The organism is Cryobacterium algoricola (genome assembly GCF_004402485.1).
In the GTDB taxonomy this organism is placed as follows: Bacteria; Actinomycetota; Actinomycetes; order Actinomycetales; family Microbacteriaceae; genus Cryobacterium; species Cryobacterium algoricola.
Genome location: NZ_SOFG01000004.1, coordinates 850304 through 875181 on the forward strand (window position 1 = coordinate 850304; position 24878 = coordinate 875181).

General features: G+C 70.6%; 20 protein-coding genes. 8 read left to right on the forward strand and 12 right to left on the reverse strand.

The features are described 5' to 3' along the window. Nucleotides 1-5: 5 nt before the first annotated feature. Entirely contained in the window at nt 6-1205 is a 1200-nt protein-coding gene (locus tag E3O44_RS04365; protein WP_166792530.1) for a DUF4192 domain-containing protein, read from the reverse strand. 109 nt (nt 1206-1314) lie between these two features. Here E3O44_RS04365 and E3O44_RS04370 point away from each other — a divergent pair, with 109 nt between their 5' ends. Together E3O44_RS04370 and E3O44_RS04375 are read left to right on the forward strand one after the other, a co-directional pair. After that, a complete protein-coding gene (locus E3O44_RS04370) occupies nt 1315-2496 on the forward strand; it encodes a MarP family serine protease (protein WP_134532797.1) in 1182 nt (393 codons plus the stop codon). 70 nt (nt 2497-2566) lie between these two features. Further along, complete coding sequence (locus tag E3O44_RS04375; RefSeq protein ID WP_134532799.1) at nt 2567-3343, forward strand: RNase H family protein; 777 nt, start codon at nt 2567-2569, stop codon at nt 3341-3343. 9 nt (nt 3344-3352) lie between these two features. On the opposite strand, the gene E3O44_RS04380 is transcribed toward E3O44_RS04375, so the two are convergent. The 4 genes from E3O44_RS04380 to E3O44_RS04395 form a co-directional block, all read right to left on the reverse strand. Continuing rightward, complete coding sequence (locus E3O44_RS04380) at nt 3353-3643, reverse strand: hypothetical protein (RefSeq protein WP_134532801.1); 291 nt, start codon at nt 3641-3643, stop codon at nt 3353-3355. Between the two features lie 21 nt (nt 3644-3664). Next, on the reverse strand, nt 3665-4591 hold the full coding sequence (locus E3O44_RS04385) for a Pvc16 family protein (RefSeq protein WP_134532803.1): 927 nt from the start codon (nt 4589-4591) through the stop codon (nt 3665-3667). A 93-nt stretch (nt 4592-4684) separates the two neighbouring features. Further along, on the reverse strand, nt 4685-5794 hold the full coding sequence (gene menC / locus E3O44_RS04390; protein ID WP_134532805.1) for an o-succinylbenzoate synthase: 1110 nt from the start codon (nt 5792-5794) through the stop codon (nt 4685-4687). 75 nt (nt 5795-5869) lie between these two features. Further along, nucleotides 5870-7333 (reverse strand): cryptochrome/photolyase family protein, encoded by a 1464-nt coding sequence (locus E3O44_RS04395; protein WP_134532807.1) that lies wholly within the window; start codon nt 7331-7333, stop codon nt 5870-5872. Nucleotides 7334-7424: 91 nt separating this feature from the next. Here E3O44_RS04395 and E3O44_RS04400 point away from each other — a divergent pair, with 91 nt between their 5' ends. After that, on the forward strand, nt 7425-8429 hold the full coding sequence (locus E3O44_RS04400) for an oxygenase MpaB family protein (RefSeq protein WP_134532809.1): 1005 nt from the start codon (nt 7425-7427) through the stop codon (nt 8427-8429). A gap of 20 nt (nt 8430-8449) precedes the next feature. On the opposite strand, the gene E3O44_RS04405 is transcribed toward E3O44_RS04400, so the two are convergent. The 4 genes from E3O44_RS04405 to E3O44_RS04420 all read right to left on the reverse strand — a co-directional run bounded on the left by E3O44_RS04405 (nt 8450) and on the right by E3O44_RS04420 (nt 12755). Continuing rightward, nucleotides 8450-9559 (reverse strand): hypothetical protein, encoded by a 1110-nt coding sequence (locus E3O44_RS04405; protein ID WP_174775025.1) that lies wholly within the window; start codon nt 9557-9559, stop codon nt 8450-8452. A 102-nt stretch (nt 9560-9661) separates the two neighbouring features. After that, the gene (locus E3O44_RS04410; protein ID WP_198415865.1) at nt 9662-10309 is read right to left on the reverse strand and encodes a MerR family transcriptional regulator; all 648 of its coding nucleotides are present in this window, start codon (nt 10307-10309) and stop codon (nt 9662-9664) included. Nucleotides 10310-10311: 2 nt separating this feature from the next. Beyond that, a complete protein-coding gene (locus E3O44_RS04415) occupies nt 10312-11274 on the reverse strand; it encodes an NAD-dependent epimerase/dehydratase family protein (protein ID WP_134532813.1) in 963 nt (320 codons plus the stop codon). 125 nt (nt 11275-11399) lie between these two features. Continuing rightward, nucleotides 11400-12755, reverse strand: coding sequence for a M18 family aminopeptidase (locus E3O44_RS04420; protein WP_134532815.1), 1356 nt, complete (start codon nt 12753-12755; stop codon nt 11400-11402). 77 nt (nt 12756-12832) lie between these two features. Here E3O44_RS04420 and E3O44_RS04425 point away from each other — a divergent pair, with 77 nt between their 5' ends. Beyond that, the gene (locus E3O44_RS04425) at nt 12833-15307 is read left to right on the forward strand and encodes a glycoside hydrolase family 65 protein (RefSeq protein WP_134532816.1); all 2475 of its coding nucleotides are present in this window, start codon (nt 12833-12835) and stop codon (nt 15305-15307) included. 78 nt (nt 15308-15385) lie between these two features. Then, on the forward strand, nt 15386-15976 hold the full coding sequence (locus E3O44_RS04430) for a DUF2510 domain-containing protein (protein ID WP_166792531.1): 591 nt from the start codon (nt 15386-15388) through the stop codon (nt 15974-15976). On the opposite strand, the gene E3O44_RS19125 is transcribed toward E3O44_RS04430, so the two are convergent. After that, nucleotides 15973-16695, reverse strand: coding sequence for a hypothetical protein (locus E3O44_RS19125; RefSeq protein ID WP_166792532.1), 723 nt, complete (start codon nt 16693-16695; stop codon nt 15973-15975). The two genes, E3O44_RS04430 and E3O44_RS19125, sit on opposite strands and share 4 nt — an antisense overlap. 59 nt (nt 16696-16754) lie before the next feature. Here E3O44_RS19125 and E3O44_RS04440 point away from each other — a divergent pair, with 59 nt between their 5' ends. Together E3O44_RS04440 and E3O44_RS04445 are read left to right on the forward strand one after the other, a co-directional pair. Continuing rightward, on the forward strand, nt 16755-18923 hold the full coding sequence (locus E3O44_RS04440) for a RecQ family ATP-dependent DNA helicase (protein WP_134532820.1): 2169 nt from the start codon (nt 16755-16757) through the stop codon (nt 18921-18923). A 127-nt stretch (nt 18924-19050) separates the two neighbouring features. Continuing rightward, on the forward strand, nt 19051-21177 hold the full coding sequence (locus E3O44_RS04445; RefSeq protein WP_241976018.1) for an acyltransferase family protein: 2127 nt from the start codon (nt 19051-19053) through the stop codon (nt 21175-21177). Nucleotides 21178-21197: 20 nt separating this feature from the next. Here the strand turns inward: E3O44_RS04445 and E3O44_RS04450 are convergent, their stop codons facing one another. Next, nucleotides 21198-22781 (reverse strand): ABC-F family ATP-binding cassette domain-containing protein, encoded by a 1584-nt coding sequence (locus E3O44_RS04450; RefSeq protein ID WP_134532822.1) that lies wholly within the window; start codon nt 22779-22781, stop codon nt 21198-21200. A 68-nt stretch (nt 22782-22849) separates the two neighbouring features. After that, entirely contained in the window at nt 22850-23872 is a 1023-nt protein-coding gene (locus E3O44_RS04455; RefSeq protein WP_134532824.1) for a hypothetical protein, read from the reverse strand. Between the two features lie 162 nt (nt 23873-24034). On the opposite strand from E3O44_RS04455, the gene E3O44_RS04460 reads away from it, so the two are divergent. After that, nucleotides 24035-24874: a transporter substrate-binding domain-containing protein gene (locus E3O44_RS04460; RefSeq protein ID WP_134532825.1), complete on the forward strand. Its 840-nt coding sequence runs from the start codon at nt 24035-24037 to the stop codon at nt 24872-24874. Nucleotides 24875-24878 lie beyond the last annotated feature (4 nt).

The following is a 24878-nucleotide window of genomic DNA, read 5'->3' on the forward strand; positions in this document are numbered from 1 at the left end:
TGCTCTCAGCCGGCATCGGAGTCCGGTACGGCGAACGCCCACTCGGGCAGGTGCCCGGCGGAGACGACGGTGAGCAGCAGCCTGGCCATGCCGTACTCCGGGTCGATCGCCAACGCCTGATCGATGAAGATCCCGGCGACCGAACTGCGCCCGAGCGCCCACGACAACCAGGCGAGCATGCACAGCGGTGCGGGGCGCACCCGTTTCGGGGCGACGGCGACGAGCATCTTCAGGAGCGTGATGCCGCGTTCGACCCGCTCCGGGTCCGGGCGCCGGGAGACGGATCCGAGCAGGAGGTTTCCGGTCTGGGCGAGGTCGCGCGTGTCGCCGAACCCGGCCTGCTCCTCGGCGACGATGTCGTCCATGCTGCGTCCGGTCTCCCGCTGGATCTCGGCATACCGCTGGTTGATTGCGTGCGTCGCCCGCCCGATCTCCACCCCGAACGCGATCTGCAGCATGACCTGGTCGCGCCGGGCCGGGCTTTTCAGCAGGAACAGCAGGGTCGCGGCCTCCCCGGCCCCGAGTTCGGCAGGGTCGAGCTCGAGCGCGGCCTCGGCGGTGGCAACCGGGTCGAGGATATCTCCGACCATGGCCACGAGTTCCGGCAGGTCCGGTGCGTCCGGGACATGCGACCCGAGGCTCTCGTAGCGGACCAGCCGCCGGGCGCAGCGCTCTCGGAGGTCCGCGTCGACCTTCGGCAGGTCTGCGCTGCTCACGAGGGTCGCGAGCTCACGGTGGGCCTCCGGCGGCAGGTCGCGGTTCACCGGGGACTCCGCGATCGCCGACAACGGCCGCCCGCTCGCAGGGCAGGCGGGATCGAGGTAGGAACCCCAGCCGTCCGCGGCGACGCACAGGGAGTCCCGGACCAGGAAGCCGGACAGTTCGGCCCGACGGCCCAGGATCTCGGCGAAGCGCTCACCGGGGATGCCAGGGACATCCGCGAACCGTTCGTCGGTGTAGAGGACGGGCACGACGGCATCCACCCCCTCGATCTTGCACAGCGTGCCGACGATCGACGTCGCGAGACGACGGAGGACCGTGCGTGCGAGGTCGGGCTCCGGCAGGTTGAAGCGCAGGGCGCCGCAGGTGCGGTTTCCGCGGAAGGCGACGAGCACCACGCTGCGTTCGGGCTGGAACCCGGCGAGCTGCGGCACGAGGGCGAGGAAGTCGTGGGCTTCCCTGGTCTTCACGATGGTCGGTGTCATGCGGACACTCTTCCCGGGCGCTTCCTTCCCCGGTGTGCTCGCTGGGGATCGGTGCATAACTCGCACCGGAACGCAACCTGTGCATAACTCCCGACGTACTCTTGGAGCTATGCCCATTTCGACCATCGTGGACGTCCTCCTCGTCCTGCTCCTGCTGGGCTATTTCGTCTCCGGCTACCGCAGCGGCCTGATCGGAAGCCTGAGCGGCATCGCCGGCCTCGTCGCCGGCGGGATCGCCGCATACTTCCTCGTGCCGCTCGTCGGAGCCTGGGTGCCCGCAGCGGAGTGGCGCACGGCCGCCACCCTCGCCACCGCCGCCGCCCTCCTTCTCGGCGGCCTCTCGATCGGCGGGACCCTGGGCAGGGTGCTCCGCCCCCGGGCGGCCCGCAAACGGCTGCTCGTCGTCGACCGGGTGTTCGGCGCCGGTATCGCCGTCGTCGTCGCGGCGAGCATCGTGTCGATGCTCGCGTTCAGCATCGGGTCGCTCGGGGTGCCGGTGCTGTCTCCCGCGATCGCCTCGTCGACGGTCGTGCGGTCGATCGACTCGCTCACGCCCGATCCGGTCAAGACGTTCCTTGCCCAGCTGCGCGCGATGGTCGTCACCGAGGGCATCCCCCGGGTCATCGAGGCCTTCAACGGGCCTGCCCCCACGGTTCCCCTCGTCACGGGCACGAGCGCGGAACTGCTCGCCGCCCAGGATTCCGTGCTCAAGATCGTCGGCACGGCATATGCCTGCGGGCAGAACCAATCCGGCAGCGGCTTCGTGATCGCGCCGGACCGGGTGCTGACCAATGCGCACGTCGTCGCGGGCGTCTCCGAGCCCGTCGTCGAATCGGCGGACGGCACGGCCCGCGCGGGAACCGTCGTCTACTTCGACCCGGCGGCCGACCTCGCCGTCATCGCCGTCTCCGGGCTCGGTGCAGCACCCCTCGGCCTCGGTTCCGACCTCGCAACGGGAAGCCTCGCCGTGAGCGACGGGTACCCGTACGGTGGACCGTTCGAAACGGGACCCGCGGAGGTCGTCGCGGTCGCGCCGGCCGTCGTCGGCGACATCTACGGCGACAATCCGACGTCGCGGTCGATCTACACGCTCGCGGCGGACATCCAGCACGGCGAGTCCGGCGGACCGCTGCTCAACCAGGACGGCAAGGTCGTCGGCGTCGTCTTCGCGAAGTCGACCGTGACCGCCAACATCGGCTACGCCCTCGCGATGGAGTCGGTCACCCCCGTCGCCGCCGAGGCGGCATCGCTCACCGACTCCGTCGAACCCGGGCACTGCGTCGTCGGATAGCTCCGCCCGGTCGATGCGAAAATAGGGAAGAACACCGGGGCGCGAGACCGTTCCCCGAGGAGAGGCCACCATGACCATCACCGCTGCCGCCGACGGCTCGGCCCTCGGCAACCCGGGACCGGCCGGCTGGGCCTGGTACGTCGACGATTCCTGCTGGGACGCCGGTGGCTGGAAGCACGCCACGAATAACCAGGGCGAGCTCAAGGCCGTGCTCGAGCTGTTCCGCGCGACCGCGCACCTCGACGAGGACCTGCTCGTGCTGTGCGACAGCCAGTACGTGATCAACTCCGTGACCAAGTGGATGCGCGGCTGGAAGGCCAAGGGCTGGCGGAAGGCCGACGGCAAGCCGGTGCTGAACCTCGAGCTGCTCCAGGAAATCGACGCGGCCCTCGCCGGCCGTCGGTACCGGTTCGAGTGGGTCAAGGGGCACGCGAACCACCCGCTCAATGAGGCGGCGGATGCCCGGGCCCGGGCCGTCTCCGAGGCCTACCAGCGCGGGGGGACGATTCCCAAGGGGCCAGGGTTCGTGCGCGCGGGTACCCCGGCGGTCCCCGCGTCTCCGGCGGCCCCGGTGGCTCCGGTGGCCCCGGTGGCTCCCGTAGCCGCTCCTGCGGCCGGTGCTGCCTCGCGAGAGCAGAAGCCGGCCGTGCGCCGGGCCGTTGCCGCTCCGCCCGCCCGTGCGGCGCATCCGGAGTTATTCTCGTTCGACGACGACCACGACGCCGCCCCCGCCGCCGCCGTGCACGAGGTCTCCCTCGTGCTCTCTGCCGAACAGCACGCCCGCCTGAGCGAGCGGGCCACCCGCCTCGGAGTCAGCGTGGAGGACGCGCTCCGCGCCCTGATCTGACGAACGGGATCAGTGGACGGGCAGCCAGCGGCCGTGGACGCGCTCGGTGACCTGCCAGGTGATCACTCCGGCACGGGCACGGGTGCCCTCGAGGGTGTGCGCACCGATCCGGACCGCTGAGGCCGCATCGTCCGCGGTGAAGCGCACGGTCGCGCGCGCCGAACCCGCCACGACGGCGAGGTCGGACGCCTCGACGGTCGTGAGCTCGGCCGCCGCGGCCGCTGCAGCCGGCAGGACCGAGTCGGGAGCGACCCCGGGTTGCAGGCTGCCGATGGTCATGGTGATCCGGAACGAGGGCATTCTTCCAGCGTATGCGGGGCGTCAGCTGGCGGGGAACCGCACCTCGACCCGGGCGCGATCTGCGAGCTCGTCGCCGGAGACGCCCGTGAGCGCGATGATCACGACGCTCGGCGCGTTCCCGAGCCGGTCGAGCACGGCTCCCACGTCGATCGCGGCGTATGGGTCGTCGGGGTCGAGTTCCTCGGGGCGCACGCCGAAGACGGCGTCGGCATCGTCGACCAGGAGTACGGCGCCCTCTTCTTTCACCCGCTCGAACAGCCGGTCGAGCGTCGCATCCGTCTCCTCGGGGGACGACGCGACGACACTCTCGAGCCCGACGGTGACGAGGGCCTTGCCGAGCTCGCTCGCAGCGGATGCCGCCGCCGCGGCCTTCGCACCGGCATCCGTGCCGCTGAACACGGCGATCGCCCCGGCGCCCGCGAGCTTCACGACGTCCCGGATCGTTCCGAGCTTCGTGACCCGCTCCGTCGTGTCGAGGGTGAATGACGCCATCACCGCGAACGAGACCCTCAAGGGAGCCGTCGATGCCTGCCAGAGCGAGGTGAGCACCTCGGTCGTGAGCGGAGAGGGGGTGAGCCAGACCTGGAGTTTCTCGCTCGCCGTCACGGGAACCGTGAGTACCGGGTGCCGTTCGATCGCTGCCTGGGCGGTGCCGAAGTCGCGGTGGCTTGCCGCGTCGGTGTCCTCGATGTCGGCCGCGAAGGCGCTCACGAGGTAGCGCAACTCCGCGATGACCCGGCTGGGCCCGTGCTGTGCGCTCGCTTCGCGATAGCTGATCAGGCTGTCGCTGTAGAGAAACAGGTTGATCGACGACCCGGTGACCCCGGTGCGTGCGACGTCGAGGCTGCGCGCCGTCACGTTCAGCCCGAAGGGTGACCCGGCAAGCATCGACTGGAGCGCCACAGTCGTGGCCGCGATCACCTGCCCGTAGTTCGAGAGCGAGGACATGGCGACTCCGGCTTCTGGGGCAGTGGACCCGCCACCGATTTCACGCTACTCCGCCTGACCGCGCAGGTCGAGGACTTCCGCTGTGCGGGTGGATCAGAAACGGATGTCCGAACTCGACACGGTGAGGTCGTGGAGCACGTCGGGCAGCACCTCCACGCCGATGCCGGGACCGGCGGGGACGCGGAGGTGGCCGTCCTCGAGCACGAACGGCTTCGTCAGGTCCTGGGCGTAGTAGCGGCTCGAGGCGGAGGTGTCTCCCGGCAGGACGAAGTTGGGCAGCCCCGCGAGCGCTACGTTCGCCGCCCGGCCGATGCCGGTTTCGAGCATGCCGCCGCACCACACCGGGACGCCGTGGGCGGCCGCGACGTCGTGGATCCGCCTGGCCTCGAGGTACCCGCCGACCCGGGAGGGCTTGACGTTGATGATGCTGCACGCGCCGAGGGAGATCGCTGCGGCGGCGTCCCTGGCCGACTCGATCGATTCGTCGAGGCAGACCGGAGTCTGGATGAGTCTCGCGAGGGCAGCGTGCCCGAGCATGTCGTCCTCGAAGAGCGGCTGTTCGATCAGGAGCAGGTCGAACGGGTCGAGGCGGGCGAGGTGGCGGGCGTCAGCGAGTGTGTACGCGGTGTTCGCGTCGACCTGGAGCAGCACGTCAGGTCCGAATCGTTCGCGCACGGCGCGCACGGGAGCGAGGTCCCAGCCCGGCTCGATCTTGAGCTTGATCCGGAGGTACCCCTCGGCGAGGTAGCCCTCGACCGCGGTGAGGAGCCGGTCGATCGAGTCCATGATTCCGACCGAGACCCCGGCAGGCACGAGGTCGTGCACCGCTCCGAGGTAGCCCCCGAACGAGACTCCCGAGGTGCGGAGCTGGGCGTCGAGGATCGCGGTCTCGAGGGCGGCCTTGGACATCCGGTGCCCTTTGACCGCGGCGAGCGCCGGTGCGACCCGCTCGGCGGTGAGGCGTTCGCCGGCCGCGTTGAGCCGCGGGGCGAGGTGGTCGCGGATCACGAGTTCGCAGCCGTCGAGGAACTCCGAGCTGTAGAGGGGCTCGGCCTCCGCGGCGCATTCGGCCCAGCCCTCGGCATCCGCCGTGCTCACGTGCACGAGGAGTGCCTCACGCTCGGACACCGAGCCGAAGGAGGTGCGGAACGGGCTGACGAGCGGCAGGCGCACCCGGCGCAGTTCGACGTTCTCGATCTTCATCCTGGTTTCCTCCGTCTCGCACCCCGGCCGCCGGAGCCCTCTCCCCGAATCTAACGCCCCGCAGCGCCCGAGAGGTCACCACACAGTGCGGGAGCGCTCCTGCGCGACGACGGCGTCACGGTCGGCGAGACGACGCAGTCCGGCGAGCGGCTGGCTCATCCGGTGATTGCCGCGGATGCGCGGCTCGACCCGGTCGAGGAAGGCCCAGTACCCGGCCGTGAACGGGCAGGCGTCCTCGCCGAGCCGTTTCTTCGAGTTGAACGGGCAGCCGCCGCAGAAATCGCTCATCGACGAGATGTAGGCGCCGCCCGACGCGTACGGCTTGGTCGCGACAATACCGCCGTCGGCATGCTGGGACATCCCGACGACGTTGGCCGGCATCACCCACGGTGTCCCGTCCACGAACGCCGCGATGAACCAGTCGTTCAGTTCGCCGGGGTGGTAGCCGCGCTGCAGGGCCTGGTTGCCCAGGATCATCAAGCGCTGGATGTGATGGGCCCAGCCGGTGTCGGCGACGGCGTTCAGTACGTGGCTGACACAGGCCGCACGCACGCCGGACCCGTCGAGCTCACGGAACGACCGGGGCAGCGGCTCGTGGGCGCCGAGGAAATTGCTGCCGCCCACATAGTCGGGCCCGAGGTGCCAGTAGAGGTGCCAGACCCAGTCCCGCCAGCCCATCAGCTGACGGACGACGGCCTCGACGCTCTGGAGCGGCGCCGCGCCGCTCGCGTGGGCGGCGACGACCGCATCGATCACCTCCTGCGGGTGCAACAGGCCCAGGTTCAGCGGGACGCTCAGGCGGGAGTGCGCCATCGCATCGTCTCCGCGCAATGACGCGTCCTCGAAGGGACCGAAGTCGTTCAGCCGGGTCTCGATGAAGTCGTCGAGGGCGGCGAGCGCTTCGGCCCGGGTCGCGGCGAAGCGTCGCGGTCCGTCCCTGCCGATCAGGGTGATCCGGCCATCCGCCTGCAGCCGGTCGAGGTCGCGGCGAACCTCGGCATCGATGTCGTCTTCGACCGGGGTCCACGGGTCGGGCAGGCCCAGGCCGACGGCCCCACGGGGTGGCGGCCGGCGGTTGTCGTGATCGAAGTTGAACCGGCCGCCCTCGGGGTCGGGGCCGCGCATCAGGACGCCGGTCCGGGCACGCACCGAGCGGTAGAACTGTTCGAGCACGAGCCGGGAGGCCGGTCGGCCCGCCGCCCACTCCGCGAAGTCGGTCTCGCTCGTGACGAAACCCCGACTGGGCAGCACGTCGGCCCCGAGTTCGGCGACGAGCGCCCGGGCTCCCCAGCTGGTGGGATCGATCACCTCGAGCGGGCGGCCGGAGAGCACGTCGCGATAGTGCTCGGCGCGCAGGAATTCCACCCGGTCGCCGAGTTCCCGCGCCCGGTGCCGCAGCGCGCTGAGGATCAAGTGCGCCTTCGCCCGGTGGTACGGCCGACGGCCCAGGACGCCGACGGCCTCGACCAGCACGATCGGTCCGCCGTCGTCGAAATGCGGTCCGAGCTGGTCGGCGAACAGGAATCGGGACACCGGCATGGTGGTGAGTCTAGGGCCGGGCGATCGCGGCGGTTTCCGCCGGTCGTGCTGTTCGGGGCGGATGCCCAGCGAGCTGTGGTTAGCCTCGGGTATGAGCAGGTTCACGGACAGCTGGCGGTCGCATCTTCTCTCGACGCTGTCCGGGAATTCAGAAGGACGGCCCTCCTGGGTGGAGAAGATGGAACGCGGCGACGACGCCGGCTTCTTCGGGCCAGAATCGGCCGCGTGGGCTGTGCACGGCGGCATGGCGACGATGGTCGCCGGGATCCGCGCGCTGTTGATGCAGACCCTGCACCCGGGCGCGATGGCCGGGGTTCACGACTGGTCGCGGTACAAAGAGGATCCGCTCGGGCGCCTTTCCGGCACGATCCAGTGGCTCGTGACCGTGACCTTCGCCGACACGACCGTCGCGACCGAGGAATCGACCCGGGTCGGCCGCTTCCACGACCGGGTGGCCGGCACCTACCTCGATGCGGCGGGAGTCTCGCGACCATACGCCGCCGGGGACCCCGAGTTGCTCTCCTGGGTGCACATCGTCTTCACGGATGCGTTCCTCGAGTCGCACAAGCTGTGGGGCGGCAGCATCCCGGGCGGCGCAGACGGGTACGTGCGCGAGTGGGCGAAGGCCGGCGAACTCGTGGGCGTGCAGGACCCGCCACGATCGGCGGCAGAGCTCAACGCCCAGTTGGCCGCCTTCACGGATGCCGGGGTGCTGAAAAGCGACGAGCGCGTCTCCGAGGCGGTGCGTTTCATCCGCAATCCTCCGCTTCGGCGCGGGATGCTGCCGTTCTACCGGGTGATGTTCGCTGGTGCGGTCGCCTCGCTGCCCCTCGAGTACCGACGGCTGCTCGGCCTGCGCCGCTCGGTGTTCCCGGTTGTCTGGGCGACCGGGGCCGTGCTCGGCATCGTGCGGATGCTGCTCGGCGCCTCCTCGACGTCGGAGGACGCCGCCCGGACTCGCCTCGACCGCATCGCCCGTGCTCGCCTCACGCCAAACGCCGGCGCTGAGGTGCCGCAGATCGACGTTCCCGGGACCGATCAACCTCGATCTGCGACACCTCAGGGCGAGGGCGCGCAGGCGGCATCCGCGCCCTGACGCGGAGACCGGCACGCCCGCTACGGTTTCGGCAGGCTGCTAGCGGAACGGCGGGCGCGGGCTGCCGAAACCGGCGCGGGCCCGGTCTCCGGTGCTGCAGCATCCGTCGGTGACAGGGTGGCGCGGGAGGCGGCGGACAGTACGAGCGTCGCCGCCACCGCGCCGACGGCGACGAGCGCGACGGTGAGGGTCGTCACGAGCGCGTCCGGGCGCACGATCGACTGCCCCGCGAGCGCCTGGCCGGTCAGGATCGCGAGCACGCCGAGGTAGAGCCCGATCACGAGCCAGATGAGCCGCGACCGCACCACCCGGTCACGCAGCACGGCCAGCCGGGAGGCGAGCACCTCGAGCAGCAGGACCGTGAGCGGGATCACCTGGAGGGCGTGCATGCCGACGAAGTGCGGGATCCGCAGGTCACCCGCGACGGTGCTCCAGCCGAGGAACGGCAGCCCCGGGCCACCGTCGGGGACGCCGACGGTGTGCGCACCGACGATGCCCTGGAAGGCGTCGAGCTGCGCGGCGGTCGGCCCGGTCATCAGGAACGCGAGTCCCATCCCGATCACGGCGATCACGGTGCCTGCCCGGATCGCAAGCGACCGGGCCGGATCGCCGAGGTCCGTGCGGAACAGCAGCACCGCGGCGACGAGGGCGGCCATCCAGACGACCACGATCGAGAAAGCCATCACCGACCAGAGTGTCGTGGACACCGGGGTGGACACATTGAAGTGGCTCGTGATGCCGACTGCCGCGGCGCCGACGATGATCACCATTTCGATGACGAGCCCGATCGTCGATACCGTGCCGATCCACCAGGCCAGTCGGCGCCGGCGTGCGGAGAGGAGCCCGAGCAGCCAGGCGAGGCTCGCCGCGTAGACGAGCACGCTGATCGAGAACTTGAGCGGCTTGGCCCAGATCGGCGAGCCGGTGAGGGTGCGCTGATCCACCAGCAGCCCGACCAGGCAGACCACCACGAGTACCGCCATGGCGGCGGACGCCGCGAGCAGTGGTCGATGCCAGGTGAGGGTGCGCAGCGCGGGCCAGGCTGTGGTCGGTCGTCGACGGGCGGCGGCGGATGCCGACGGTGCCGCGAGGCCGGACGTCGGGGTCTCTGGAAACTCGGGGGTGTTCATGGGGCGCTCCCTGTTCTGTCGCGTGGTGCTCTGTCGGTGGCGGTGCCGTAGCTCGTGCGGTCGTGCGGTCGTGCGGTCGTGCCTCGTGCGGTCGTGCGATGTTCAGGACGTCTGGTCTGGTGCGGGCTCGGGTGCCCCGTCCAGCGGAACGCTGTAGCGCAGGGCGGAGATGTGTTCCTGCGCGGCGCGGCGGAGGCCGGAGAAGAGCTTGTCGCCGAGAACGGTGCCGACGACGACGGTCTCGCCCTTCGCTGCCCGGTCGACCCGGGCATCCAGTTCGTCGATGTCGGCCTCGGCGGCCAGCAGGGCGGCGGCTGCGTAGCGGTCGAACCAGCCGCGGGCGTCGACCTGCCCGACCTCGGCGAAGGTGTCGACGACCCGAGCCGCGGCCAGTCGGCCGGGGTTCGCCGCCGAGACATGCCAGCCGGCGGTGAGGGCGTCCACCCGGGCCAAGGCTTCCGCGCTCACCGTGGACGGGTCGATCGTGGCCGAGACGGACTGCTGGGCGATCTCGAACGTCTCTTGCAGCGACCGCTCGGAATCGATGGCCTCGAGCACCCGCCGGACGGCGGCGACGCTCAGCCCGCCGACCTCGGTCAGGCCGCGAATCAGGCGGATGCGGTCGAGGTGCGTCTCCGAGTACAGCGCCTGGTTCGGCCCGGAGTGCGCACCGCCCGCGAGGATGTTCTCGCGCTGGTAGTACTTGATCGTCGCAACGGGGGTCCCGCTCCGGGTGCTCAGCTCTGCCATTCTCATCGACGTGCGCCCGTCGCAGGCGGGCCGGCGACAGCGAGGTCGCGATAGCTCGCAACGACCGCCGGGAGCGATTCGTCCCAGGGCGTGGCCGCGACCCCGAGCAGCCGTTCGGTCTCGGCGGCGTCGACGACGAAGGGAGCGGTGAATTGATAGTCGGAGTCGTTGGCGGCGCGAATGAACGGCACGAACACCCCCAGCACGCGCAGCAGCGCGGGGCTCAGTCTGGCGAGCCTCCCCCGCTTGCCCGTGAGCGCGTTGACCCGGGCGGCAAGCTCGGTGCGGGACAGCGGTTCGGCCGCCGGCACGTGCCAGGCGCGACCCCACGGCCCGCGGTAGTCCGCCGCTGCGAGGAGGGTCGCGACGATGTCGGGCAGGTAGCACCAGCTGTGCGCGGCGTCGGGGCTCCCGAAGACGCGGGCGGTCTTTCCGGCGATGAGCGGACCGAAGAACGCGCTTCCCAGCTGGGAGGTCTTGCCTGCGCCCGGGCCGAAGTAGTCGCTCGCGCGCACCTCGACGACCTGGATCTCGCCCCGCTTCGCGGCGGCGAGGGCGAGTTCCCAGCCCTCGGTGCGTACCCGGCCCTTGGGCTCGGTCGGATGCTGCGGCGTCGTCTCCGTCATCGGCATCGGGCTGCCCTCGCCGTAGCCGTAGAGGTTGCCCATCAGCACGAGCCGGGCCCCGGACCGGCGGGCGGCCTCGATCGCGGCCTGGAACATCGGCGGCCAGAGCTCTGGCCAGCGGTGGTACTGGCTGGGGCCGGTGACGAGGAAGATCGTCGCAACACCCTCGGCCGCCGCAGCGAGGGCATCCACGTCCGAGGCGTCGACGACGCGGGACGTCGCTCCTGTGACGGTGCTGCCGGAACGGGTGGCGACGGTGACGGTGTCTCCGCGCTCGACAAGGGCACGGGCAAGGGCCCTGCCGAGATAACCGGCGCCGACGACAAGCTGGGTGGTCACGGGATCCTCCTTCGGGACGGCACACGCCGTCCGATCAGATACTCACACTATCTGATACTGAGAATATCCGATAGTGAGAGTATCCGCTAGTGGACGCATCCCGCTCCCCTCACGTCGGGCCGCGGTCAGGCCTCCGGGGCGAAGAAGGCGCCGATCGCCGCGCTGAGCGCGACCGGGTCGGCCACGTGACAGAGCTCGCGGGCGGAGTGCATCGACAGCAGCCCGATGCCCACATCGACGGTGTGGATGCCGAGCCGGGTCGCGGTGAGCGGTCCGATCGTGGAGCCGCACGGGACCGTGTTGTTCGACACGAACTCCTGGTAGGCCACGCCCGCCTGCGCGCAGGTGCGGGACCAGAGGGCGGCACCGGCCGCATCCGTCGCGTAGCGCTGCGTCGCGTTGATCTTGAGCAGCGGGCCCGCGCCGGGCACCGGCTGGTTCGCCGGGTCGTGCTTCTCCGGGTAGTTCGGGTGCACGAGGTGCCCGGCGTCGGCCGAGAGGCACCAGGAGCCGGCGTACGCGCGCAGCCTGTCCGAGGCGGATGCCCCGAGTCCGGCCCCGATCCGGGTCAGGACATCGTCGAGAAGCGGCCCGCTCGCCCCGGAGCGGGTCTGGGAACCGAGTTCCTCATGGTCGAACGCGGCGAGCACGCTCGTGCTCGGGACCACACCGGCGGCCGAATCGACACCGGCCGTGTCGTCGTCGGCCACCGCGAGCAGCGCGACCAGTCCCGCGTGCACGGACGAGAGGTTGTCGAGGCGTCCCGCGGCGAAGAGGGTGCCGCCGAGGCCGAAACGCGCGGGGGCCGCGGAGTCGGCGGTCAGGAGGTCGTACCCGGCGACATCCGCGGCCTCGAGCCCGGCCAGGCCGGCGAGGTGGGCGAGCAGGTCGGCCGCGGCGAGGTCGCCGACCCCGTAGACCGGGTTCAGGTGGCGCTGGCGGTCGAGGGTGAGGCCGTTGTTGGCATCGCGGTCGAGGTGGATGGCGAGCTGCGGGATGCGCAGGAACGGGCCGGTGCGCACGAGGTGTTCCGTGCCGTCACGGGTGACGAGCCGCCCGGCGAGCTCGAGCTCGCGGTCGAGCCAGGAGTTGAGCAGCGGGCCGCCGTAGACCTCCACGCCGGCCTGCAGCCAGCCCTTGCTGCCGATGGTCGGCTTCGGCTTGAGCTTGAAGCCGGGCGAATCGGTGTGCGCTCCGAGAATGCGGAACGGCGTCACCGGGCCGGCGCCGGGCTGCTGCACCCAGGCGACGACCGCGCCGTCGCGGACGATGAACTGCCGCCTGGCCACGGCCGAGACCGCGCCGATGCCCGCGCCCTCGGCGTTGCCGGGCCATTCGTCGCGCTCGTCGAGCCGGGTGAATCCGCCCGCCTCGAGCCGCCGGGCGAGTTCCGCGGCGGCGTGGTACGAGGACGGCGATGCGGCGATGAAGCCGGCGAGGTCGTCGATGTACTCTGGGTTCGAATCCGGTGCGAAGGTCATCCTCCTATCCAAGCACCGGCCGACCACCACCCTGCACGCGGGCTCACGCCGGGCGGACGACAGCAGAAGGGTGCGCCATGGTCCCGATCGGCCGGCCGAGCATTGTCGAGGGCGCCATCCGGGGCGACGACGTCTGGACGCTGCGCTTCGAGGGCTTCGACCCGGCTACCGAGGGGGTCCGCGAAGCCCTCTGCGCCCTCGGCAACGGGTACTGGGGCACGCGGGGTGCCGCCCCCGAGTCGTCAGCGGATGCCGTGCACTACCCGGGCACCTACCTCGCCGGCGTCTACAACCCGGTGCACACCGACCTCGGCAGCCATTCCCGCGACGACGAGCACATGGTCAACGCCCCCAATTGGCTCGCCCTGTCGTTCCGCATCGGCACCTCAGGCTGGTTCCGGCCGGACGATCCGGGAGTCCTGGACTACCGGCAGGAACTCGACCTCCGGCGCGGCCTGCTGACCAGGGTCATCCGACTGCGGGACGCCGACGCCCGCACGACGACCATCACCTCCCGGCGCTTCGTCTCCCAGGCCGACCCGCACGTCGCCGTGCTCGAGACGACCTTCGAGGCCTCGGACTGGTCCGGCCCGGTGACGGTGCGTTCGGCCGTCGACGGCCGGGTCGCGAATCGGAATGTGGCGGCGGATGCCGCACTCACGAACACGCACCTGATGCCGCGCACCCAGGCCGAGGTCGACGCCCGGACCGTGCTGCTGGAAATGGAGACCACCGTCTCCGGCGTGCACATCGCGATGGCGGCGCGGATCAGGGTCGTCGAGGGTGACCCGGCCGGCACGGATCGGTCACGAGCCCCCCGCGAGATCGGGGTGCCCCGGCGATTACTCAGCGAGCCAGGCCGGGTCGGGCACGAGTTCGAGCTGCACCTCGAACCGGGGCGCCCGGTCCGGGTGGAGAAGACCGTCATCGTCGGCACGTCGAGGGACCGGGCCGTCGTGTCGGCGCCCTTCGCCGTGACGGCGTGGATGCGCAGGGTCGCCGACCCCGCCGACCTCCTGATCGCGCACGAGCGGGAATGGCGCGGGCTCTGGGACGAGTTCGCGGTGACCCTGGACGACAATGAACACCAGTCCCTGGCACTCAACCTGAACACGTTCCACGTGCTGCAGACCCTCGCCGGCGTCGACGCCGACCTCGACGCCGGCGTCCCGGCCCGCGGCCTCACGGGTGAGGGCTACCGGGGCCATGTGTTCTGGGACGAGGCCTTCGTCTACCCGGTGCTCACGCTCCGCCGCCCCGACCTCAGCCGCGCCCTGCTCGGGTACCGCTACCGGCGCCTCGACGAGGCCAGGGCCGCAGCGAAGTCCGCCGGCTTCGAGGGCGCGCTGTTCCCCTGGCAGAGCGGCATCGACGGGCGCGAGGTGACTCCGACAGAGCTGCTCAACCCGCGCACGGGCGAGTGGATGCCCGACCATTCCCACAACCAGCGCCACGTCGGGCTGGCCATCGCGTACAGCGTGTGGACGCACTATCAGGCCACGGGGGACGTCGAGTTCCTCATCCACGAGGGCGCGGAGCTCCTGCTCGAAGTGGCCAGGTTCTTCGCGTCCCTGGCGACCTACGACGAGGGCGCCGACCGCTTCGACATCGCCGGAGTGATGGGGCCGGACGAGTTCCACGACGGCCTTCCCGGAGCGCCGGGAACCGGACTGCGCAACAACACCTATACCAACGTGATGACCGCCTGGGTGCTGGCACGGGCCGTCGACACGGTCGCCGTCCTGAACGGGCGGAGTTGCCGCCCGCTCTGGAACCGGTTCGGGTTGCGCCCCGGCGAGATCGACCGCTGGCGGCACATCGGCAGCCGGCTCCGGGTGCCCTTCCTGCCGGGCGGCGTGCCCGCCCAGTTCGAGGGATACGCGAGCCTCCCCGAGTTCGACTGGGCCGGCTACCGCGCCCGCTACGGCGACATCGGCCGACTCGACCTGATCCTCAACGCCGAGGGCGACAGCACCGCCAACTACCGGGTCTCGAAACAGGCAGACGTGCTGATGCTGCTCTACCTCTTCTCGGCGGAGGAACTGCGCAGCCTGTTGCACCACCTGGGCTACCCGCTGCCGCCGGAAGCCGTCGTGGCCACGGTCGCCTTCTACGGAGCCCGGTCGACGCACGGGTCGACCCTGAGCAACGTCGTACACTCCTGGGTGGAGGCCCGTCGGGACCGGGAGCGTTCCTGGGAGTTCCTGACCCGGGCGCTGGACAGCGACCTCGCCGATATCCAGGGCGGTACGACGCACGAGGGCATCCATCTCGGCGCGATGGCGGGCTCTGTGGACATGATGGTGCGCTGCTACAGCGGCCTCGAGATCCGCGACGACACCCTCTGGCTGCACCCGGTGCTCCCCGCGGAGCTCGGCGCGTTCTCCTTCAGCATCAATTACCGGGAGCAGCCGATCCGGATCGAGCTCACGCCGACGAGCCTGCGCCTGACGCTCAGCGCCGGCGGCGCCCCGCCGATCCGGGTTCGGGTGGATGGCCAGGGCGCCTGGCTCTCCCCCGGCCAGGTCCGCGACTTCCCGTTGGTCCCGTAGCGGAGGGCCTAGACTGGCCGCACGCGACAAAGTGGGGGCACAATGACCGACGGATCAGGCAATTACATTCCACAGCCCGTGGCGACACCCCCGGCGGGATGGTACCCGGATCCCGCGGGAACACCGCGCCGGCGCTGGTGGAACGGGGTCGCCTGGACCGAAGACCTGCAGTATCCGGAGCCTCCCGTCTATGGACGCATCGCGCCGACCGTCGTCGGCCCGGACACGCCGGTGTACGGCCCGTACATCTGGATCATCGTCCTGCTGCCGGTCCTCTCCCTGATCTCGTTCGCCACGATGGACCTCGGGGCCATCTTCAACCAGGCCATGACCAGCCGGTCCGGGAGCCCGTACACCGTGGAGTATGTGCTGGGCCAGTTCCTCGGCCTCGCCGTGTACGGCGCGACGGTCACCCTCGCGTACTTCGACCGGCGCCGCCTGATCAACGCAGGGTTCGTGCGGCCGTTCCACTGGGCGTGGGCATTCCTCTACTCCGGCGTCTACGTGATCGGACGGTCCGTGGTCGTGCGCAACCGCGTCGGGCGGGGCCTCGCCCCGATCTGGGCGTGGGCGGCCATCCTCACCGGGTCGACGGTGCTGTCCATCGCCAAGCTGGTGGCGTTCCTGCCGCTCCTGGAGATGATGATCAGGACGAGCGCCTCGCGTTAGACCTCGCTCTGCAGGGCCGCGCGGGCGAAGGCCGCCCCACCGGGGGTGATCGTCCACTGCCGGTAGTCCCCGGGCTTCCGGTCGAAGACGCCGAGGTGCGTGAGGAGCCGCCACTTGCCGAGGACGACCTGGAACGCGGCATCCTTCGACAGGCGCTCGCCGTTCTTCTGCCCCCAGCCGATGGTCTCAAGGCCGAGCGCGAGGGCCTGCTGGAAGAGCGCGGCCTCGGTGAAGCCTCGCCGGGCGATGAGCACCAGGAGCAGGCTCGTGGCATCCGCCTCAACGGGCGAGCGGCTCGTGCGGATGGTGCGCGCGAGATGCCACCAGAGTTCGCGCGGGTTCTCGGCGAGCGCGCGTCCCCTGCTCGTGAGCATGAGCCGGCCCTTGCTCACCCGAAGCAGCCCGACCCGGCGGAGGTGGTCGCGCAGTTCCTGCAGCGGGAGCATGTTCACCTCGCGGTTGACCGTCTCGGGCCAGCCCCAGTCGAGTTCCGTCGTCGCCGCGAGCACATCGACCGGCGGCAGGTAGCCGGCATCGGTGAGGCGGATGCCGTCGGTACCGACGCGGCGCAGGATCCACTGGACGTGTCCGACCATCCGGTGCATCGCCCGCTCGGGCAGCAGGATCGTGTCGTTGACACGGGCCTCGGCGAGCACGAGCCGGAAGCCGGCGATCGCGTCGGGGTGCATGCGGGATTCGAGTTCCTGGGTGACCTTCACGCTGCGAGCCTACCGAGCGTCCCGGCAGAACTGTCAGCGGTACCTGCGAAGCTGGGACGATGACCGACACCCGGACCGACACCCGCGCATCCGCCCGTGAGATTCTGCGCACCCTTGTGGGGCGCGACGACGCCGACTTCCACGAGGGTCAGTTCGAGGCCATCTCCACCCTCGTCGACGACCGTCGCCGCGCGCTCGTGGTGCAGCGCACCGGCTGGGGGAAGTCGGCGGTGTACTTCGTCGCGACCCTGCTGCTCCGCCGCCAGGGCGCTGGCCCGACCATCCTCGTCTCGCCGCTGCTCGCGCTGATGCGCGACCAGGTCGCCGCGGCGGCGCGCGCGGGCGTGCGCGCGGTGTCGATCAACTCCTCGAACGCGCACGAGTGGGCCGGTGTGCTCGAGCAGTTGCGCAGGGACGAGGTCGACGTGCTCCTGGTGTCCCCCGAACGGTTGAACAACCCATCCTTCCGCGACGAGCAGCTGCCCGCGCTCATCAGCCGCGTCGGCCTGCTCGTCGTCGACGAGGCGCACTGCATCTCCGACTGGGGCCACGACTTCCGCCCGGACTACCGGCGGCTCCGCGACCTCATCGCGACGATGCCGGCCGGGGTTCCGGTGCTCGCGACCACGGCCACGGCGAACAGCCGCGTCGTGACGGATGTCGCGGAACAGCTCGCGCCGGCGGCGTCGGCGTCGGCATCGGCATCGGCGGCAGGTCAGCCGGCGGGGCCCGGCGTCGTCACCATCCGCGGCCCGCTCGCGCGCGCCTCCCTGCGGCTCGGCGTGCTGCGGCTGCCCGACTCGCGAGCCCGGCTCGCGTGGCTGCTCAGCCACATCGATGAGCTGCCCGGCAGCGGCATCATCTACACCCTCACCGTCTCGGCGGCCGAGGACACCGCCCGGCTGTTGCGCGAGGCCGGTCACGCCGTCCGCGCGTACACCGGCCAGACCGACACCGCGGAACGCGAGGAGTCCGAGGGCATGCTCAAGCGCAACGAGGTCAAGGCCCTCGTCGCCACGAGCGCCCTCGGCATGGGCTTCGACAAGCCGGACCTCGGCTTCGTGCTGCACCTGGGCGCCCCCTCCTCCCCCGTCGCGTACTACCAGCAGGTGGGCCGCGCCGGGCGCGCGACCGAGAACGCCGACGTGCTCCTGCTCCCCGGCATCGAGGACGAGGCGATCTGGCAGTACTTCGCCACCTCGTCGATGCCGAGCGAGCACAAGGCGGAGGCCGTGCTCGGCGCCCTCGGCGACGCGGGCGGGCGGCCACTCTCGACGCCGGCGCTCGAGGCGCGGGTCGACCTCAAGCGCTCCCCCCTCGAGCTGTTGCTCAAGGTCCTCGACGTCGACGGCGCTGTGCGCAGGGTCACCGGCGGCTGGGTGTCGACCGGGCAGCCCTGGGTCTACGACCAGGTGCGCTACGAGCGCATCGCCGCCGCCCGGCTCGCCGAACAGCAGTCGATGATCGACTACGAGCGCACGACCGGCTGCCGGATGGAATTCCTGCAGCGCGCCCTTGACGACGACACCGCGGTGCCCTGCGGTCGCTGCGACAACTGCACGGCGGCCTGGTACCCGTCCGACGTCGCCGTGGCGGCCGCCTCCGCCGCCGCCGCCTCGCTCGACCGGGTCGGCGTCGAACTCGAACCGCGCGCCCAGTGGCCGACCGGGGTTGCGAGCCTCGGGGTCGACGTGCGCGGCAACATCCCGGTGGGCGAGCGCCTCGCCGCGGGCCGCGCCCTCGCCCGGCTCACCGACCTCGGCTGGGGCGGGCCCCTGCGCGACCTTTTCGCGGTCCAGGCGGCGGATGCCGCGGCGAGCGCCGCGATGACGAGCGCCTGCGTGCGGGTGCTCGCCGACTGGAACTGGGAGGAGCGACCGGCCGCGGTGATCAGCATGCCGTCGCGGCGGCATCCGCTTCTCGTCGCCTCTGTCGCCCGCGCCCTCTCGGAAGCGGGGCGCCTGCCCTGGCTCGGCTCCCTCGACCTGGTCGGCGGCGGCCCGGACGGCAGCAGCGGCGGCAACAGCGCCTATCGCCTCGCCGCGGTGTGGAACCGTTTCGAGGTCGGGGCAGAACTCGCCGCGGCACTGGCGCCGTTCGCCGGCAAGCCGGTGCTGCTGGTCGACGACCTCGCCGACAGCCGGTGGACCCTCACCGTCGCCGGGCGGCTGCTGCGCCGGGCGGGCACCTCGGCCGTGTTGCCGTTCACTCTGGCCCTGCGTTCCTGAGTTCCTGCGTTCCTGAGTTACTGAGTTCCTGAGCTCCTGAGTTCCTGAGCTCCAGACGCCGGGCCCGAATCGGCGAAGACACATTGTTCCGGTAGGCTCCCCGAGGCATTCAGAACCTGGGAGACCCGTGACATCGACGCTCAAGACCGAGAGGCCTGCTCCGGCGGCGCCAGGCGAAACCACCGTGCGCCGGGACATTCAGGGCCTGCGCGCCGTGGCTGTCGTCGCCGTCGTGCTGAACCACGTGATCCTGTGGCCGACCGGCGGTTTCATCGGCGTCGACATCTTCTTCGTCATCTCGGGGTTCCTGATCACCGGGATCCTGCTCCGCGACCACGAGGCAACCGGCACGATCTCGCTCCGACGCTTCTACGCCCGGCGCATCCGCCGCATCGCACCGGCCGCGGTGACCGTGCTGGCCGTCACGGCGGTCCTCGCCCACTTCCTGTTCAACAGCTCCCGGGCGCTCTCGACGCTCTGGGACGCCGCCTGGTCCTTCGTCTTCGCGGCGAACTGGCACTTCACGGCCATCGGCACGGACTACTTCCACGCGACCGACCCGGCCTCGCCGCTGCAGCCGTACTGGTCGCTCTCGGTCGAGGAACAGTTCTACCTCGTCTGGCCGATCGCGGTGCTCCTCGTGCTCTCCGTGGGCGCGAAACGCCTGGGGAGCGCCCGCCGCGGCAGGGCCGCCCTCGGTGTGGTGGCGGTCGTCGTCATTGTCGCATCCTTTTTTTATGCCCTCGGTGAGAGCGCGACCACGCCGGCGGCCGCGTACCTGTCCACGTTTTCCCGGGTCTGGGAGCTCGGCATCGGCGCCCTCCTCGCCGCGGCGGCGCCGCTGTTCCTGAAGATCCCCGTTGCGCTGCGCGGGCTCCTCGGCTGGGCCGGCCTCCTCGGAATCCTGGCCGGCTTCTTCCTGATCGACGACACCCTGGCGTTTCCCGGCCCCTGGGCGGCCGTCCCCGTCGCGGCGACCGCGCTCGTGATCGTCGGCGGGATCACCGGCCCGCAGCACTACCTGTTCCCCCTGACGAACCCGCTCAGCGTCTGGATCGGCGACCTGTCCTACTCGCTCTACCTCTGGCACTTCCCGGTGATGGTGTTCCTGCTGATGGCGGACCCCACGCTCAGCGTGCAGGTCATCCTCGGCATGATCCTCGCGCTCTCGATCGTGTCGTACTACCTCATCGAACAACCCATGCACCGGTCGCCGTGGCTGCAACGCTTCGGCGGGTCCGCGGAGTCGAGCCGCCTCGCCTGGCGCACCTGGCGGGAGAAGTTCGGCTCCCAGTTCATCCTCGCCGGGTTGAGCCTGTTCGTGATCGCGACCGTGATCGGTGTCAGCGCCCAGGTCACGCTGCACGGCACGAGCGCGCCGGCCGCGCCCATCGCCGCGCCGGGCCCCGTGGAGGATCCGACAGCGCAGCTGCAGGCCGACCTCGGCGCGGCCGCCTCATCGACCGAGTGGCCGGGCACCCTCTCCCCCTCGCTCGACGACGCGATCGCAACGACGTCGAACAACAACCCGGCGAAGGGCTGCTTCGAGATCGGAAGCACGCCGAACTTCGACGGGTGCACCTGGGGCAACTCGGACGCCCCGAACCAGATGTACCTCGTGGGCGACTCGACGGCCCTCGCATACGCGCCCGCGTTCAAGGCCATGGCGGAGGGCAGCAACGGGCAGTGGAAGATCACCACGATCGGACTGTACGGCTGCCGGTTCACCGCCGTGCCCGTGCAGAACGACGGCGCCGGCGTGATGGATGCCTGCCCCCAGCGTAAACAGGACGTGGCCCAGCGCATCGTGGCCGACAACCCCCGGCTCGTCGTGATCTCGAACGCGTACGCCCTCGGCAAGATGCCCGACCGGACCGCTCTCTCCGCGGAGACCCTGGTCGCGTCGACGGCCGCGGAGGCGGCTACCTACAACGCCGCGGGCCGGATCGTCTACCTCGCCCCGCCGCCCCTCGGCGCGAACCTCGGCCAGTGCTATTCGCCGGTCTCGAGCCCGCAGAACTGCAACACGGGCATCGACCAGGCCTGGCAGGACTTCGCGGCGGCCACCACCGCGTTGAACGGAACCGGCAGCTACTTCGTGTCCTCGCTGCCGTTCAGCTGCTACAACGGCGCCTGCCCCGCTTTCGCGGGCACGATCCCGACCAAGTACGACACCGTACACATGACCGCAGCGTATTCGGCCCACATCGCGCCGGCCATCCGTTTCGCCTTCGGGGCACTCGGCCTGATGTAGGCGCGCCGTTTCCGGCGCGCTCAGGCGACCCTGACCTCGATCTCGCCCGGTTCGGCGGCCTCGCTGCCGAAGACCAGGAACCGGTTGGCGATCTTGTCCGTGAAGAACCTGTCGTGGCTGACGACGACCACGGCTCCGGGGAAGTGCACGAGGGCGCGCTCCATCACCTGGGTGCTCGACAGGTCGAGGTGGTTGGTCGGTTCGTCGAGCAGCAGCACGGAGGCCCCGGAGAGCAGGCACTGCGCCATCGCGACGCGCGCCTTCTGCCCGCCGGAGAGGTTCCCGATCGTCTGCTTGAGGTCGGCCTCGGAGAACTGGAACATCGCGAGGAAACGGTTCACCGATTTGCGCGTCGCGGTGAACGCGAGGCTGCCGGGCATGGCGTTGACCGCGTGCGTGACCGTGTCCTTCTCGTCGAGCTCGGCGAGGACCTGGTTGTAGCTGACCGGCGCGATGCCGCCCGCCCAGGTCACGGACCCGGAGTCGGCCTTCTCCTCGCCGTCGAGGACCCGGAGCAGGGTCGTCTTGCCGCTGCCGTTGGCGCCGAGCACCACGATCCGGTTGCCCCGCCGGACCTCGAAGCTCAGGTCGGAGAACAGGGCCTTGTCGCCGTAGGACTTGCTCAGGCCCTCGACCCGGCAGAGCACGTCCTTGACGTGCAGGCCGCGGTAGATCTCCGTGATGATCTGGTCGACCGGGCGGGGAGCCCGCGCCTTCTTGATCTGAGCCAGCTGGCCGTCGAGGGTGCGGCTCGCGGCCTTCGCCGCCTCCCGGCGGTCGGAGATCCCCTCTGACTCGAATGCGAGGAGTTCGGATTCGTGCACGAACTGCTGTTCGAGCGTCTTGAGCCGGAACTGCTTCTGGATGACGTACTCGCCGAAGTTGCCGGGGTACTCGTGCAGGTGGAAGTTCTCGACCTCGATGATGCGGGTGACGACGGCGTCGAGGAACTTCCGGTCGTGCGAGACGATGATCGCCGCACCGTGGAAGTCGCGGAACCAGGCCTCGAGCCACTCGACGCCGGCGACGTCGAGGTAGTTGGTGGGCTCGTCGAGCAGGAGGACGTCGGGGTCCTCGAGCAGGATCTTGGCGAGCGCGGCCCGGTTGCGCCAGCCGCCGGAGAGCTCGTCGATCGCGCAGACGCGGTGGGCCTCGTTGAAACCGAGGGTGCTGAGTGCCGTGTCGATCCGGCGCGGGTAGTCCCAGCCGCCGAGCCGGTCCATGTCCTCGAAGAGTTCGGCCTGGCGGTGCAGGAGCGCGTCGTAGTCCGTGGCCACGGCGATCGCCGCGTCGATGGACGCGAGTTCGGCTTCGATGGCCTTGATCGGAGCGAAGAGGCCGTGCAGGACCTCGGTGATCGTGGACGAGCCGTCCAGTTCGGAGAACTGCGAGAAGTACCCGATCGAGACGCCGCTTTCGAGGGTGACGGTTCCGGTGTCCGGTGCCACCTGGTCGAGGATGAGCTTGAGGATCGTGGTCTTCCCCGACCCGTTCTTCCCGATCAGGCCGACGCGGTCGCCAGTCTCCAAACGGAAATGGGCATCGCGCAGGATCTGCGTCTTCTCGAATCGAACACTGACGTCGTTCAGCCTGATCAGGCTCATTGCTGCTGTCCTCTCGAGGGACGCCCAGGGAATTCGGCGAGCGGAGCCCAGTCGAGTCTACAAAACCCTCAGCGCAGCACGTCCATCCGGGCGGGGTCGTCGGGGTCGTGCGGCACCCCGCTGCGGGTGGACAGCATCCCGAGGCGCACGAGGTCGATGCCGAACAGGTCCGGCCGGCCGTGCACGCGACGGCGCCAGGCAACCGGGACGGCCTCGAGTCCCCACCGGCCCGCGAGCAGCGCGCCGGCGGCGGCCACGCTGGCGGGGTCCGCGCCGCTGTGCGCAGCACGGGAGATCACCTGTTCGACGAGCGAGGCATCCGCAGCACCGGCCTCGCCGAGGATCGCCCACGCGCCCTGCAGCACGCCACCGACCGCGCCCACGCGCTGCACGTCGACCGTCCGCCCCTGCCCGGCCGCAGCGAGGTGGGCTTCCCAGGCGGCGCGCGCCTCTGCGGGCAGGGTCGCGAGTCCGGCCCGGGGATCGAGGCGGCCCTCGAGGACGGCCACGCGGAGCGAGAGCCCGAAGAGCACAGCCGCATCGCCGGTGCCGGGGTCGGCGTCGGGGTCGGCGTCGGTACGATCCAATCCGGTCACCGCCGTTCCGCGGCCGGAGCCGACCAGCCGGGCGGCTTCGGCGAGCGCAACCGGGTCGTCGAGGAGGGCGAGTGCGACGGGCGCCGTTCGGAGCAGGCGTCGGCCGGCCGCGAGCCGCACCGCCTCCGGATCGTCGGCTCCCGGACCCGAGGCTCCCGGTTCGGCATTTGCGCCGAGTTCCTCCCAGAGGTCCGCCTCTCGGGGGTCGCGGCCGTCGGCCATGAGCAGCGCGAGGTCCACGGCGGCGGCCGTCCGCTCGGACCACGCGAAGTCGTCGCCGGATGCCAGGGCATCCCCGGCGGCGAGCCCCAGCAGGACAGCGGCGGACCGATCGTGCTGTTCGGGTGTGAGCACAGCGACCTCCCTGGCAGGAGCGACGACATCGGATGCGCGCAGCATACGTCCCGGCCGCACGGCCGACAAGGCCGGAACCCCCGTCCACCACCCCCGTTCGCGATACCGGAGAACGGCCGGCGGGGCGTCATTGCGCGTCATGGGAATAGTCGGAGTCGCCTGCTCCTTGTTAGTCTTCGGACGTCCCCGGTGAATGCACCAGGCCCGGAGACTCCCTCCCGTGAAGGACCGCCACCCTGGTCCTCCACCTTCCGAAGCGTCAAACCGGCGGTTCGATTCCCTGCATTCGCGTTAGGCACTCCCATGAAGCTCAAGTTCTCCTCCGCGCTCGTCGCGGGAGCCATCGTCACCCTCGCGGCACTGTCGCTCACCGCGTGCGCCGCCGGCGGCACCGCCGGAAGCACTGCCGGAAGCACGAACGGCGCATCGACCGCCGACGATTCCCTCACCAAGGTGCAGAAGGCCGGAACACTCACCGTCGGCACAGAGGGCACCTACCGCCCGTTCTCGTTCCACGAGAACGGTTCCGGGGACATCACCGGCTATGACGTCGACGTCGTCAAGGCCGTCGCGGCCAAGCTCGGTGTCAGTGCCACGTTCCAGGAGACGCAGTGGGACGGCATCTTCGCCGGCCTCGAGGCCGGCCGCTTCGATGCGATCGCCAACCAGGTCTCGATCACTCCCGAGCGCACCGCCAAGTACGTCTTCTCCACCCCGTACACCTACTCGACCGGCGTCATCGTGGTCAAGGCCGACAACACCTCGATCACCTCGTTCGACAGCCTCTCCGGAAAGACGACCGCGCAGTCGCTCACGAGCAACTGGAACACTCTCGCCACCCAGAGCGGCGCCAACGTCCAGGCCGTCGAGGGCTGGGCGCAGTCGGTCGCCCTTGTCGAGCAGGGCCGGGTCGACGCCACGATCAACGACAACCTGACGTTCCTCGATTACAAGAAGAACAACGACGCCTCCGGCCTCAAGGTCGCCGCGACGACGACCGACAAGTCGGAGAGCGCCCTCGCGTTCGCCGGCGGCAGCACCGCCCTCGCCACTGCGGTCGACGCCGCCCTCGCCGATCTGGCCGCCGACGGTACCCTGACCTCGATCTCGGAGAAGTACTTCGGGGCCGACGTCTCGAAGTAACCAG

Coding starts and splice junctions, on each gene's coding strand:
- E3O44_RS04365 (WP_166792530.1), bottom strand. CDS start 1,205: ATGACACCGACCATCGTGAAGACCAGGGAAGCCCACGACTTCCTCGCC.
- E3O44_RS04370 (WP_134532797.1), top strand. CDS start 1,315: ATGCCCATTTCGACCATCGTGGACGTCCTCCTCGTCCTGCTCCTGCTG.
- E3O44_RS04375 (WP_134532799.1), top strand. CDS start 2,567: ATGACCATCACCGCTGCCGCCGACGGCTCGGCCCTCGGCAACCCGGGA.
- E3O44_RS04380 (WP_134532801.1), bottom strand. CDS start 3,643: ATGCCCTCGTTCCGGATCACCATGACCATCGGCAGCCTGCAACCCGGG.
- E3O44_RS04385 (WP_134532803.1), bottom strand. CDS start 4,591: ATGTCCTCGCTCTCGAACTACGGGCAGGTGATCGCGGCCACGACTGTG.
- menC (WP_134532805.1), bottom strand. CDS start 5,794: ATGAAGATCGAGAACGTCGAACTGCGCCGGGTGCGCCTGCCGCTCGTC.
- E3O44_RS04395 (WP_134532807.1), bottom strand. CDS start 7,333: ATGCCGGTGTCCCGATTCCTGTTCGCCGACCAGCTCGGACCGCATTTC.
- E3O44_RS04400 (WP_134532809.1), top strand. CDS start 7,425: ATGAGCAGGTTCACGGACAGCTGGCGGTCGCATCTTCTCTCGACGCTG.
- E3O44_RS04405 (WP_174775025.1), bottom strand. CDS start 9,559: ATGAACACCCCCGAGTTTCCAGAGACCCCGACGTCCGGCCTCGCGGCA.
- E3O44_RS04410 (WP_198415865.1), bottom strand. CDS start 10,309: ATGGCAGAGCTGAGCACCCGGAGCGGGACCCCCGTTGCGACGATCAAG.
- E3O44_RS04420 (WP_134532815.1), bottom strand. CDS start 12,755: ATGACCTTCGCACCGGATTCGAACCCAGAGTACATCGACGACCTCGCC.
- E3O44_RS04425 (WP_134532816.1), top strand. CDS start 12,833: ATGGTCCCGATCGGCCGGCCGAGCATTGTCGAGGGCGCCATCCGGGGC.
- E3O44_RS04440 (WP_134532820.1), top strand. CDS start 16,755: ATGACCGACACCCGGACCGACACCCGCGCATCCGCCCGTGAGATTCTG.
- E3O44_RS04450 (WP_134532822.1), bottom strand. CDS start 22,781: ATGAGCCTGATCAGGCTGAACGACGTCAGTGTTCGATTCGAGAAGACG.
- E3O44_RS04455 (WP_134532824.1), bottom strand. CDS start 23,872: ATGACGCGCAATGACGCCCCGCCGGCCGTTCTCCGGTATCGCGAACGG.
- E3O44_RS04460 (WP_134532825.1), top strand. CDS start 24,035: ATGAAGCTCAAGTTCTCCTCCGCGCTCGTCGCGGGAGCCATCGTCACC.